We start from the raw sequence: 13,414 nt of genomic DNA on the forward strand, positions 1-13,414 counted from the left end.
TCCTGTCAAGTTTTCAAAGATCGTCCCTGCCTTGAAGCTCTCTGCCTCAACGCTCACTCATATTACCATGAATGAACTGTTCTGTCAACACTTTTTTCAATATTTTTTGAATATTTTTAGAGGACAGTTGAAGCGGGTTCTTGGGCTCAAAGCTTGTTTATAATAGCGCTTCAACATGTATCTATCAAGGAAAACGCCAAAGAAAAGAACCAGATACACTGGTTCTTTTTCACTATAACGCTTTTAAGCGATCTATGATCTGTAAAACTTGTTTTTGATCCAGGCCTTTGATCCCTGCAGCACAAGTATGTCCGCCTCCACCAAAATCAGCCGCGATTTCTCGAACATCCAAAGATCTTGAACGAAGAGAAGCATTAAAAGCATTCGGTTCTTTTTCTGTAAATAACGCCCAAGCTTTAACTTCGTTGACACCGGAAAGAGCATACACCTTTTCTTTCGCTTGAGAAAAGGTGAGGCCTTCCTCTTCATAGGACTCAATATTCATAATTGCATATAAAACGCCCTCTTGATAAAGTGCATTGTTGCGAACTTCAGTTTCATATCGAAAATCTCGTAAAGAGATTCCAAAATTCTTGTCATTTGCTTTTTGAACATTCGCACCTTGCTCAATCAAATAAGCGCCTGCAAGAAGTGATTCTGGTCGAGTATTGCTTGTAGTATATCGAATATTATCCGCGACAAGCCCCTCATACAAGTATTGAGCTGCTTCTTTAGGAATTGAAAGGTTTTGGGCTTTAAAAAATAGCGCGATCAATTCGCAAGTGGCGCTCGCTTCTGGTTCTAGCCATTCGAGCGAAGCCAATGTTTCTACCGGAACATGATGATCGATACGAATCCTTGATTTAGCAAGCATGAAGCGTGGATCGTCGATCCTTTCTTTATTCGCTGTATCTAAAACGATAGCTAGAGAATTTTTGATCGTTTCATCGTCGACACTATCCATTGCCTCGTCATCCTTGCTCATTGTCCCTAACGCATAGATCTTTTTTTCAGGATATATATTTTGCAATGCTTTTTTCAACCCAATCTGAGAGCCAATCGCATCCATGTCAGGAAATTGATGCCGGAAGATCGTGATCGTCTCGTGTTGTTCGATCTCTTCTTGGATCTTATTGAGCTTTTCCATCGACAAGATCTTTATATGCATCTCTTGCCAACATCACTTCTTCATTCGTCGGCAATACCCAAACGGCAATCTTGGATTCAGGTGTAGAGATTTCTTGTTCTTTACCACGAACATTGTTCTTCTCTTCGCTGATCTCTACGCCAAGAACTTTCAATCCCTTGCATACATCTTCACGAACATTGATCGCATTTTCACCAATTCCGCCAGCAAATACGATAGCGTCGCATCCGCCCATCAAAGTATAATATCCACCAACTGTCTCGATGATCCGGTCGATATAGATCTTTTCTGTCAAGATCGCTCTTTCGTTGCCCTCTTTAATGGCATTTTCAATATCCCGTGAGTCAGAAGAGATCCCCGAGATACCAAGCATTCCAGACTGCTTATTCAAAATATTATCGAGTTCATCCGCTGAATATCCATACTTTTTCTGAAGGTAGATCAAGATCGCTGGATCGATATCTCCAGAACGTGTTCCCATCATGACACCAGAAAGCGGCGTGAATCCCATAGACGTCTTAAAAGACTTCCCATTTTTGATTGCTGTGATTGACGCACCATTCCCTAAGTGGCAAGTAATGATATTCATCTCCTGAACAGGTTTGCCTTCGATTTCCGCAAGACGTTCTAATAAATATTTATGACTTGTACCGTGCATACCATAACGGCGAATATGATCATTTTCATAATATTGGTATGGGATCGGATAAATGTAATTTTCTTTCGGCATCGTTTGATGGAAAGCTGTATCAAACACAAATGTATGCGAGGCGTTTGGAAGCGCTTCCTTAAAAGAACGATATCCGACCAATCCAGCAGGATTGTGAAGTGGCGCTAATGGAATACATTCCTCGAACTTCTCTTCGGCATCAGGAGTTGCGACTACAGACTCCGAATAGAATTCTCCACCATGAACCATACGATGACCAACTGCTTCAATTTCTTCAAGAGAGTGTACGATATTATGCTCTAACAAAGCATCGATCAAAAGCTCGACCGCTCTAGTATGATTTGGGATCTCTGTTACTGTTTCGAATTTTTCATCCCCCACTTTGATAGAAAAGATCGCGTCGTTCAATCCAATCCGTTCAACTAAACCTTTTGCGAGAACTTTTTCACTTGGCATTTCGAACACTTGAAATTTCAAAGATGAGCTTCCCGCGTTAACACTCATTACGATAGACATTTTTTCCTCCTATTGATTGAGCAGCTCGGCAAGCGAGCGCTTACATTGTTCCAAATTTGTGGACGAATCTATTATAGAATAAATTGTGTCTTTAAATTGTAAAAATTTGATGTTTTCTTCAAATTTTTCTAACAATTTTAACCCTCGATGCACAGAATCCATCACAGATTGTCTCGAAATCTGCAATTCTTCACTGATTTCTGTATAAGAAAGATCTTCTTGATAATACAATTTAAGAATTTCTTGCTGCCGTTTTGTCAATAAAGAACCATACGCATCAAACAATAGATTCGCATCAAATTTATTCATTCTCAAGACCTTTCGTGATTCCAATCAAATACGAATTCAGGTCAAACTCTTTGAGATCTTCTGGCTTTTCACCTAAGCCTAAGAAACGGACAGGAAGTTCTAGCTGATCTCGAATCGCCATCACGATACCACCTTTTGCGGTTCCATCCATCTTTGTCAATACGATACCGCTCACATTTGTCGCTTCCATGAATTCTTGAGCTTGCATGATTCCATTTTGACCCGTAGTCGCATCCAAGACCAGCCATACTTCTTGGGGCGCTCCTTCGATTTCTTTTTGAACAACTCGATTCATCTTCGAGAGTTCTTTCATTAAATTTTTCTTATTTTGCAGGCGGCCTGCAGTATCCGCGATCAAAATGTCGATTTCATGATCTTTTGCATATCGGCAAGCATCAACGAGCACCGAGCTAGGATCTTGTCCTTGCTTTCCTTTGATACAAGGAACATCTAATCGCTTAGCCCATGTATTGATCTGATCGATCGCTCCTGCGCGGAAAGTATCAGCCGCTGCTACAGCTACACTTTTTCCCTCATTTTTAAAAAATTCAATTAATTTAGCGCTCGTTGTCGTTTTTCCAGATCCATTTACGCCCACCATCAAAATAACTGTAGGTCCATTTTCATTGAAACGGATCGGATCATCGAGTTCAGGATCGTAAAAATCATAGAGGATCGAAATCAAATAATCTTCCATCGAATCGTACTTTTTGATGTTCTTTCCCTCTTTTTCAAAACGGTCAATGATCTTTTGGGCTGTATGGATCCCAACATCGCTTTCCAAAAGGAGGATCATGATCTCCTCCAACAACTCATCATCGATGCCATGAAAGTTGTTCGAGAGAGTACGTAGCCGATCACCAAAGCTTTTTTGTGACCGCGACAATCCCGACAAGTATTTGTCTTTATCTTTATTCTTCGAGAAAGCATCTTTTATTTTTTGAAACAAAGCCATTATCTTCCCTCCTTGTCAATATATTGAACCGCATCTTTCAGCATAACTTTTAGAATTTGAGAGACTCCATCTTGCTGCATGGTCACCCCGTATAAAGTATCGCATTGCTCCATCGTTCCAGGACGATGAGTGACGACGATAAATTGAGACTGATTCCTGAAATGAGCCAAATACTTCGCAAAACGTTCCACATTGCTTTGGTCTAGAGCCGCTTCGACTTCATCAAAAATACATAAAGGAATCAAACGAGCTTGTAAGATCGAAAAAAGAACACTGATCGCGATCAACGCTTTTTCGCCTCCCGAAAAAGATTGAATGTTTTTGATCGTCTTGCCTGGAGGTTGTACATCGATATCGATTCCTGTATTTAGGACATCCTCTGGATCTACAAGGCTCAGCCTTGCTTTACCTCCACCAAACATCGCCTTGAACACTCCATCGAGTTCTTGATTGATCTTATTGAACATTGTGGTGAAGTTTTCAACCATGGTCTTATCCATTTGATCGATCGCCTCTAAGATCTGTTTGGAAGCATCTAGAAGATCTTCCTTTTGAGAAGTCAAAAAAGTATACCGTTCTTTGATCTCTTCAAATTCTTGTGGCGCATCCAAGTTCACGTTTCCTAGACGTTTAATTTTCGCCCTCAACTCTCTTACTAGTTCTTTTGCTTTTGGAAGGTCGACCTCTTTTCTTTTTGAGCACGCAAATTCATATGTCATTTGATAATTTGTATTCAAGCGCTCCAATGCAGAACTTTGTTTCGTCTTTGTGGTCGCAAGTTCCATTTCTTGTTTATGGAGCGTTTGCACCCATACGTTGACGCTCCTGCGTAAACTACGGATCTCTTCTTCAAGTTTTTCCATCGCTTCGCCAACACCAAAACGATTTTGCCTTTCAACCGTTAAATTTCGTGACAACTCATCTTTTTTGGCATGATTTTTTGCGATTGCTTGAATCAACGAATCGTCCAACTCTATAGATTCAGCGCTGCTGTCTACAGAAATCACATTATAATCAGCGCATATTGAATCGTATTTTTCTTTTTTGACTTGAACGATATTTTCGATCTTCGCCCGCTCGATCTGCAAAGAGACTTTTTGATCTTCTATGCTTTTTTTCTTTTGCTCGTATTCTCTTTGTTTTTCGTGCAACTCTTCAAGATTGCTTTTTTGATGTGATAAACGGGTCTCAATCTCCTTCATTTCTTCTTGCATCGTGATTGGATTTGTGTTGGATCGCGACCGTCCGCCGCTCATCGCTCCTCCTGTGTGCACGATATCTCCATCTTTTGTAACGATTTTTAAAGAATAGTGGATCCGTTTTGCGACCTCATTCGCATGTTCGAGTGTATCTGTCACTACAATATTTCCTAAAAGGCGGCTTTTTAAAGAATTATACCTTGAATCATTTTCTACAAAGTCGCACGCCCAGCCTAGGACCCCTTCGGATTGTTCTACGATCGCTTTTTGACGCTCATTAGGATATCGAGGAGAGCACACACTCAAAGGAAGAAACGTCGCTCTTCCCGATCGATTTCGTTTTAGAAAGTCGATGGCGTTACGCGCAGAGCGCTCATCCTTCGTAACGATTTGATACATCACTCCACCTAATGCGTTGGAAATCGCTTGTCCAAATTCTGGTTTCGCTTTTAGAAGTTGCGCGATCGTGCCTTCGATCCCATAAAGTGAATTTTTCGCTTCCATGATCACTTTGACACCGCCTTGATGTTGATAAGGAGATTCCATCATCGATCTTAAAATATGTTTCCGATTTAACGTCTTTTGAAACAAAGAGCTCGCTTGTCTTTCTTCCTGGACAATTTGATCAAGCCTATTTGAAATTTGTCTAAAAAAATCGTTTTTTTCTTTTGCTTGCTCGTCCAATTCTTCAAATCGCTTCTTTCGATCCTCATATTCAAATCGAGCTTCTTCTTTGAGCGTATAGAGCGTCTTTTTTTGTTCTGCAAGATCGGCTGTCTGTAATGTATACTTTCTTTTTTCATCGAGTTCGATCTTTTGCTTCTCTAAGTCCACGCTTTCTTCCATCACTTTTGTATATTCTTGCTGGAGAGATTGAATCCGCGAATCCAATTGATATGCTGATTTTTTAAGATGATTCAGCCTTTCTTCCTTCTCCTCTAAAAGCTCGGTATCATTGGTATAATTAAGATTTTGATCATCCATGCTTTTTTGAAGGGCCGCGATCGTTTGCGCATACGATTCGATCTCTTCGACCAATACGCTGATCTCAATATCGGAAAGCTCTTCGCGATACGCGATATATTGGCGCGCTTTTTCGGCTTGTTTTTCCAAAGGCTTTAATTGTCTATCCAATTCATCGATGATATCCTGGAGCCGGTCAAGGTTTTCTTTTGTCTTCTCGAGCTTGCTTAAAGAAGCTTGTTTGCGTTTTTTGTATTTAGCCACCCCTGCAGCTTCTTCAAACAAAGAGCGCCTTTCTTCGGGTTTCGCATCCGCGAAAGCAGAAATGTTCCCTTGAGAAATAATACTTAAAGAATCGCGCCCTAGACCTGTATCCATGATGAGTTCTTGAATATCCTTTAAACGACAAGGCGTTCGGTTGATCGTATATGTCGCCTCATTGTTGGAACGCTGGATTTGTCGAGCAATCTCAACTTCGTCAAAAGGAGTGTCAAAAATACGGCGCGAGTTGTCGAACACCAAGCTCACCTTAGCCATATTGACTTTCTTTTTTTGCTCGCTTCCCGAGAAAATGATGTCACTCATATTTCCGCCTGATCGAAGCGACTTGACACTTTGTTCTCCTAAGACCCAGCGGATCGCGTCGTTGATGTTGCTTTTGCCACATCCATTCGGTCCTACGATCCCGGTTATATCTTGATCGAACTGCAAAACGGTTTTATTGGCAAAACTTTTAAATCCCTGCAATTCGATTCGTTTTAAAAACATAGCTTCACCTGCCAATCTTAGTTATTATAGCATACGTGGTTGCATTTCTTGCAATTGGTTCCGTTTCAAATTAGAATGAGCCCATGAATAAAAATACACAAGAAGATCTAATGAAAAACTCTTATCCGCTTTCTTTTGGTGAAGAAATCGGAAATTCTGTTTCCCATGGCGTAATGGCGCTCATCCTTCTATTCACGCTCCCTTATTATGCGATCCGCTCCTACCTGATGGGTGGCTCTCGGGTAGCGATCGGAATATCGATCTATTTTTTCTGTATGTTTTTTATGTTTGCGGGAAGCTGTTTGTATCATGCGATGAAGTATGGAACATTCCATAAATATGTGTTTCGTAAACTCGATCACATCATGATTCTCTTGGCGATCGCTGGGACGTATACGCCGATCTGTTTGATCGTTCTTCCTAACTGGATCGGATACACGATCTTAGCGATCGAATGGCTGATGGTACTGGCAGGTGTTCTTTTGAAAAGCATCAGCAATAAGAAACATAAAGTCCTTTCTATGACGATCTATATGGTGATGGGGTGGATGGCGATCTTTATTCTCCCATCATTGATGGCCAATACGAACTGGATTTTCATGACTCTATTGGTGACTGGCGGGATCTTATACACGATTGGCGCTTTCTTTTACGCTCATCCTGAAAAAAACTTTTTTCATTTTACTTGGCATATCCTGATCGTATTAGCAAGCATTTGTCATTTGATCGCCATTCTCTACTTTCTATAAAAAAGAAAAAAGCTGGAAAATTCTCCAGCTTTTTTAGAGCAAACGTACTATATCGTTATAGGTTGCAAAAATAAAGATGCCAAACAACAAGATGAAGCTGCCTAAGATTATATTTTCGATTAATTGCTCATTGATCTTGCGATTAAAGATCCTCTCTAAAGCTAAAATCAAGATCCTGCCTCCATCAAGAGCAGGAATTGGCAGCAAATTAAAGATCCCAATATTCAAAGAAATCAGCGCGAATAACGAAAGATACGATAAAAACCCAAGTTGTGTCGATTTTTGAGTCACATTTAAGATCCCAACAGGACCCGATAAATTTTCAAAGCCTTTTCCTTTGACCAATTGCGCCAAGGATCTAAAAATCGATGTCGTTCCATCCCACATATTTTTAAGTCCAGCGCCAAAAGATTCATACCACGCGATCTTGCGGACTTGACTTTTCGCATAGATTCCCAAAGTAGCAATTTGATTCTCTTCATCAAGATCAGGAGTGATTGCTAGATCAAAGGTTTTCCCCTCTCTTTCAATCGTAAATATACTTTCTCCTTTATTGAATTGAAGAAATTCCGTTACTTCGTATAAAGTCTTTGGATGAATCGTTTCCGAGCCATGTACGACTTGAACAATCTGATCTCCGCTTTGAAGACCCGCTTTTTGTGCAGCCGAATTTTCAACGACTTCATCCACGATTGGAAGCGGATCTTCGACCACATAGCCCTGAGCCATTGAGATCCCAATATATAATACCGCAGCTAATACAAAATTCATGCATACGCCCGCAGCCATGATCACAATCTGCTTCCATGTCGATTGATGATTCAACCATCTTTCTCTTGGGATTTTTTCAAGCTCAAGATCCGAATCGGAGCCATCATTCTCCCCGACCATTTTTACATAGCCACCAATAGGGATTGCTCGAAGAGAATAGATCGTCTCTTTTCCCTTTTTTTGATACAGCGCTGGACCCATTCCTACTGAAAATTCTTCACAATAGACGCCAAAATGTTTAGCTGCAAGCATATGACCTAGCTCATGGATCACGACGATCACGCTAAGCATGAATAAAAATGCGATGATTCCTATCACAAAATCCATACAATTCCCCCTTAATTATTAAATCAAAAAGATATGATACAATATACCAAATACTAAAATATTTACAAGTAAAGAATCGACTCGATCAAGCACGCCTCCGTGTCCTGGAAGAAAATTAGAGAAGTCTTTGATCTTAAAATGCCGTTTTATAGCGCTGAAGCAAAGATCTCCAAGTTCTGCGAAGATAGGACAGATCAAACATAAAAGAAGATTCACAGTCGGATCCACGTTTTGTTTATAGATTGCGCTGATCAATAAGCTGATCACAAAACCAGAAAGAATCCCCCCAAAGAAGCCTTCCCAGCTTTTTTTAGGAGATACTCTCGGATTCATCTTATGTTTACCAAACGAGCACCCGACAAAATAGGCCCCCGTATCGCTGCTATATGTCGCGAAAACAATCGTGATCAAATATAAGTGATTCAAAATGAGTTCCCCGATCGAGATATAAAAAAGCGAAAAAAGCACATAATAAACAATAGCTGCATTGCAATCATCACTCGTAAAGGAAGATGTAAATACAGGAATCGACCACAAGAACAAGATCATGCAGGCCACAAGCACAAAGCGCCAATTACCTTCAACAAACCGGGTCGCGATCACTCCAACGATCAGGATCGGCAATAGCCAGTTCCACTTCGAATAATTTGGAAGGATCCTAAGCCATTCCCAAGCAGAAGCTCCAATAATAAATAAAGCAAGCGCCTCAAGCGGCCATCCTCCATATAAAACTGGAAAGGCGACGACAAGAATGATCAATAAAGCCGTTAAAATACGGGTCTTCATTTGACACCTCCAAATCGCCGATCACGCTGATCATATTCTTGTAGACAAGCATCCAGATCCGCTTCATTAAACTCAGGCCATGCTTTTTTCGTAAAAATCAATTCCGCATACGCGATCTGCCACAAAAGAAAGTTCGAGATCCGCTCTTCTCCACTTGTCCTGATCAGTAGATCAACATCTTCAGGCACAAATAAATACTCTTTCATTTCCTCTTCGCGAAGATCATTTTCTCTTAGTCCTGTATTAACTTGTTGGGCGTATTTTTGCATCGCCAAAAGAATTTCGCGTCTCGCTCCATAATTGATCGCCAAACATAATTCGAGACCTGTATTTTCTCGAGTACGATCGATTGCCTTGCGAATGACTTCTTGTGTTTCCTTTGGGAATTTTTCCAGCTCGCCTGCGAAGGTGACTCGAATATTTTTCTCCATCAGCTCGTTGATGAATTTTGAAAAAAACAAACCAGGAAGCTTACATAGATAAGAAACTTCATCTTCAGGCCGTTTCCAATTTTCTGTAGAAAACGCATAGAGAATGAGCTTCTTGATACCAAGACGATTGGCTTCTAAAGCAATCGTTCGAACTTGATCGGCTCCTTTTTTATGGCCAGCCGTCCTAGGCAGACCCCTTTGTTTGGCCCATCTTCCATTTCCGTCCATAATAATAGCCACTGTTTCAGGAATGTTCATAAATATATACTACATACGATGTATGCTTATCCTTTCTGTTATTTCTTTTAAAGAATATCCCAAAATTGGTTTTTTGTATATTGAAAAACGAAATAGAAAAGAAGTATTTTGTCTCCAAAATACTTCTAAAAAATTATACGTTCAAGATCTCGTCTTTCTTTTCGTTAACGATCGTTTCAATATCTTTGATAAATTTGTCTGTCAATTTTTGCGTGTCGTTCAAAAGCTCTTTGGTGATATCTTCGCTGATCTCTTTATCTTTTTTGATCGCGTCGTTGCAATCACGACGGACGTTCCGGACAGCTACCTTGCATTCTTCCGCGAATTTTTGAGCGTCTTTTGCCAATTGCTTTCTTCGGTCTTGCGTCAATTGAGGGACTAAGATCCGAATTTGATCCGCCTCCGCTTGTGGATTCAAGCCTAAATTAGCAGCTTGAATCGCATGGGCAATCGATTTTACGGTGCTGCGATCATAGGGTTTGATTACAAGCTGGGTTCCTTCTACTACCGAAATACGTGCAATTTGATTGATCGGAGTTGGCTCTCCATAATAATCGACACGCACACGATCTAAGATTTGAGAATTTGCTCGGCCTGTTCTTATCGTCGCGAGATTCGATTCTAAATTCTCGATCGCTGTCATCATTTTTAATTCTGCTTTTTCTAAATGTTCGTTCATCGTTTTCTCCTTTGATCACTCTTTTGATACAACTGTACCATCGACTTTTTGTTCAACTGCTTTTAGAATATTTCCTTCCTCATTCATATTGAATACGACTAAGTCAATATCATTATCCATACACATGCTGATCGCTGTAGAATCCATGACCTGCAGCCCTTTGTTCAAGACATCCATATAAGTCAAATGGTCAAATCTCTTCGCATTCTTATCCTTTTTCGGATCGGCGTCATAAATGCCATCTACACCATTTTTCGCCATCAAGATCACATCGGCATCGATTTCCGAAGCTCGCAGCGCCGCTGTCGTGTCAGTCGAAAAATAAGGAGATCCTGTTCCTGCTCCAAAGATCACGATCCGTCCTTTTTCTAAATGGCGGATCGCACGCCGCAAGATATAAGGTTCTGCGACTTTTTGCATTTCAACCGCTGTCTGAACACGCGTGTCTACATCCTCTTGCTCAAGGGCATTTTGGACAGCTAAGGCATTGATCACCGTCCCTAGCATTCCCATATAGTCCGCCTGCGCCCGATTCATACCCATTTCTGCCATCATTTTTCCGCGAATAAAATTGCCGCCGCCTACAACGATCGCCAATTCTACTCCCGTTTCTTTAACCGCTTTCAACTCTTTAGCTAGGCGTTTCAGCACTTTTGGTTCTAGAGCATTTTCAGAAGAAGACAAAGCCTCTCCGCTTAATTTTAACAATACTCGTTTATACATGAAATTAGCTCCTTTGATTGTCGTTTATAATTATACAAGAGTTGAAATTAAAAAAAAAGACTAGTCTTTCTAGTCTCTAGTCTTTCATGAGCAATACCATCACGGCTTTTTGCGCGTGCAGACGATTTTCGGCTTCTTCAAAAATCTCATCGGCGTGCTCTTCAAATACCTTTTCCGTGATTTCCTGTTCTCGATACGCAGGAAGACAGTGAAGAACCATAGCGTTCTCTTTCGCGAGTTCCATCAAGGAATCATTGACTTGATAAGGAGCAAACGCGATCTTACGAATTTCTTTTTCGGATTCGACTCCCATGCTCGCCCAAGTATCTGTAATCACCACATCTGCATTCTGAACAGCTTCTTTGGGATCTGTTGTCCATAAAAACGAATCATAATCGTTCGCAAAATCAAGAACAAGATCATCTGGTTTGTATTCGTTTGGTGTAGCAACTGCGACACACATTCCCATTTTCAAACCACCAACGATCAAAGAGTTTGCCATGTTGTCTCCATCGCCAACATAAGCCATTTTCAAACCTTTGAGATCGCCATACTTTTCTCGGATCGTCATCAGATCCGCCAGCACTTGGCATGGATGCGAAAAATCAGTCAACCCATTGATGATTGGAATACTTCCATATTCGGCAAGATCTTCCACTTCCTTTTGTTCAAAAGTACGGATCATGATCGCATCGAGATAACGAGAAAGCACGCGAGCCGTGTCTTGTACGGGTTCTCCTCTTCCGATTTGAAGATCACGGGCCGATAAGAACAATGCTTGCCCGCCAAGCTGATTCATTCCTGTTTCAAAAGAGACGCGGGTTCTTGTGCTCGACTTTTGAAAAATCAAACCAATCGATTTTCCTTCTAAATATGGATGGGCGATCCCATGCTTCTTTTCATATTTCAATTGATCAGCAAGATCCAAGATCTGCGTGATCTCTTCGCTTGATAGATCGAGCATTTTCAGTAAATGTTTCATTGCAGTACCCCTTTCAAAATTTGTGCAGCTTGGTCGATCTCCTCTTTCGTGATGATCAAAGGAGGGAGCAAACGGATCGTGTTCGTACCCGCTTTCAAGACGAGAAGGCCTTGATCTTGAGCCGCTTGAATATAGTCTAGGACATGTTCAGGTTCTACTTCGATCCCAATCATCAAACCGATCCCTCGAACCTCTTTGATATGTTCAGAATCGATAGATTTGAGCTTTTCCATAAAATAAGCGCCTTTTTCACGAACTTCATCTAAAAAGTCACGATTATTTACGATCGACAAAACGGTTTTTGCTGCTGTCGTCGCTAAAGGATTAGCCCCATAAGTCGATCCATGGTCTCCTTTTTGAAGCGCTGAGGAAGTTCTTTTATTGGCTAAGATACCACCAATCGGAACTCCTCCGCCTAGAGCTTTCGCCATCGATACGATATCTGGCTCGATCCCGTAAGTTTGATAGCAGAACAAATCGCCTGTGCGGCCTATCCCTGTTTGAACTTCGTCCACGAGCAACAGCAAGTCATTCTCGTGGCAAAACTTCTCCAATTCTTTGACGAATTTTGGATCCAGAGGCTGTACGCCGCTTTCTCCTTGAATCAGTTCCACCATCACGCCACATGTGTTTTCATCGACTTTTTCTTTCAAGTCTTCCATGTCGTTGATCGTGAAATAGTCAAATCCGCTCGTGTATGGAAAGAAATATTGGTGGAATTTATCTTGACCTGTCGCTTCGAGAGTCGCGATCGTCCGTCCATGGAACGAATTTTTTAAAGTCAAGATCTTTGTTCGATCTTTTCCAAAATTCATTTGGGAATACTTTCGAGCTGCTTTGATCATCGCCTCATTGGCTTCTGCTCCTGAATTGCAGAAAAACGCTTTATCCATACCCGTCGCAAGACATAAAATTTCTGCCGCTTCGACCATCGGCTTTGTATAATAAAGATTTGACGTATGCATCAAAGTTCCGACTTGTTCTTGGAGCGCTTTTGTTAAAGCGGGATGGGCATGTCCTAAGACGTTGACACCAATTCCACTTGTCAGATCTAAGTATTCTTTCCCTTCAAAATCATATAATTTACAGCCTTGTCCATGATCTAAACAAAGATCAAAACGACTATAGGTCTGCATGACATACTTTTGTTCATTTTCTTTTAATTGTGCTTGGCTCATTAT

At 41.0% G+C, this 13,414-nt stretch carries 13 protein-coding genes; 1 reads left to right on the plus strand and 12 read right to left on the minus strand.

Annotated features, from left to right (window positions below; all coding sequences use genetic code 11):
- Nucleotides 1-232 precede the first annotated feature (232 nt).
- Genes BO225_RS04305 through BO225_RS04325 form a run of 5 tightly spaced genes read right to left on the minus strand, consistent with a single transcriptional unit; the run spans nucleotide 233 to nucleotide 6,527 of the window.
- Nucleotides 233-1,168, minus strand: a complete 936-nt coding sequence (locus BO225_RS04305; RefSeq protein WP_233120287.1) for a DHH family phosphoesterase — start codon at nucleotides 1,166-1,168, stop codon at nucleotides 233-235.
- A complete protein-coding gene (locus BO225_RS04310) occupies nucleotides 1,131-2,333 on the minus strand; it encodes an acetate/propionate family kinase (RefSeq protein ID WP_076341045.1) in 1,203 nt (400 codons plus the stop codon). Before BO225_RS04310 ends, BO225_RS04305 begins: the two co-directional genes overlap by 38 nt.
- 9 nt (nucleotides 2,334-2,342) lie before the next feature.
- A complete protein-coding gene (ylxM, locus tag BO225_RS04315; RefSeq protein WP_076341046.1) occupies nucleotides 2,343-2,642 on the minus strand; it encodes a YlxM family DNA-binding protein in 300 nt (99 codons plus the stop codon).
- Nucleotides 2,635-3,597 (minus strand): signal recognition particle-docking protein FtsY, encoded by a 963-nt coding sequence (ftsY, locus tag BO225_RS04320; RefSeq protein WP_076341047.1) that lies wholly within the window; start codon nucleotides 3,595-3,597, stop codon nucleotides 2,635-2,637. The genes ylxM and ftsY overlap by 8 nt, the downstream gene beginning before the upstream one ends.
- Nucleotides 3,597-6,527, minus strand: coding sequence for an AAA family ATPase (locus tag BO225_RS04325; RefSeq protein WP_076341048.1), 2,931 nt, complete (start codon nucleotides 6,525-6,527; stop codon nucleotides 3,597-3,599). Before BO225_RS04325 ends, ftsY begins: the two co-directional genes overlap by 1 nt.
- Nucleotides 6,528-6,610: 83 nt before the next feature.
- Here BO225_RS04325 and trhA point away from each other — a divergent pair, with 83 nt between their 5' ends.
- Nucleotides 6,611-7,276, plus strand: a complete 666-nt coding sequence (gene trhA, locus BO225_RS04330) for a PAQR family membrane homeostasis protein TrhA (protein WP_076341049.1) — start codon at nucleotides 6,611-6,613, stop codon at nucleotides 7,274-7,276.
- A 33-nt stretch (nucleotides 7,277-7,309) separates the two neighbouring features.
- On the opposite strand, the gene rseP is transcribed toward trhA, so the two are convergent.
- The 7 genes from rseP to BO225_RS04365 all read right to left on the minus strand — a co-directional run bounded on the left by rseP (nucleotide 7,310) and on the right by BO225_RS04365 (nucleotide 13,411).
- A complete protein-coding gene (rseP, locus tag BO225_RS04335; RefSeq protein WP_076341050.1) occupies nucleotides 7,310-8,374 on the minus strand; it encodes an RIP metalloprotease RseP in 1,065 nt (354 codons plus the stop codon).
- Between the two features lie 18 nt (nucleotides 8,375-8,392).
- Nucleotides 8,393-9,160, minus strand: a complete 768-nt coding sequence (locus BO225_RS04340) for a phosphatidate cytidylyltransferase (protein WP_076341051.1) — start codon at nucleotides 9,158-9,160, stop codon at nucleotides 8,393-8,395.
- The gene (locus tag BO225_RS04345) at nucleotides 9,157-9,849 is read right to left on the minus strand and encodes an isoprenyl transferase (protein ID WP_076341052.1); all 693 of its coding nucleotides are present in this window, start codon (nucleotides 9,847-9,849) and stop codon (nucleotides 9,157-9,159) included. The genes BO225_RS04340 and BO225_RS04345 overlap by 4 nt, the downstream gene beginning before the upstream one ends.
- A gap of 133 nt (nucleotides 9,850-9,982) precedes the next feature.
- Nucleotides 9,983-10,528 (minus strand): ribosome recycling factor, encoded by a 546-nt coding sequence (gene frr, locus BO225_RS04350; protein WP_076341053.1) that lies wholly within the window; start codon nucleotides 10,526-10,528, stop codon nucleotides 9,983-9,985.
- Between the two features lie 15 nt (nucleotides 10,529-10,543).
- The gene (pyrH, locus tag BO225_RS04355; RefSeq protein WP_076341054.1) at nucleotides 10,544-11,251 is read right to left on the minus strand and encodes a UMP kinase; all 708 of its coding nucleotides are present in this window, start codon (nucleotides 11,249-11,251) and stop codon (nucleotides 10,544-10,546) included.
- Nucleotides 11,252-11,327: 76 nt separating this feature from the next.
- Nucleotides 11,328-12,233 (minus strand): ornithine carbamoyltransferase, encoded by a 906-nt coding sequence (gene argF, locus BO225_RS04360; protein WP_076341055.1) that lies wholly within the window; start codon nucleotides 12,231-12,233, stop codon nucleotides 11,328-11,330.
- Nucleotides 12,230-13,411 carry an aspartate aminotransferase family protein gene (locus tag BO225_RS04365; RefSeq protein ID WP_076341056.1) on the minus strand — a complete coding sequence of 394 codons (1,182 nt, stop codon included), beginning with the start codon at nucleotides 13,409-13,411 and terminating at the stop codon, nucleotides 12,230-12,232. Before BO225_RS04365 ends, argF begins: the two co-directional genes overlap by 4 nt.
- Nucleotides 13,412-13,414: the final 3 nt, after the last annotated feature.

Origin of the sequence: Dubosiella newyorkensis (assembly GCF_001945605.1) — a bacterium.
Lineage (GTDB): Bacteria > Bacillota_I > Bacilli_A > Erysipelotrichales > Erysipelotrichaceae > Dubosiella > Dubosiella newyorkensis.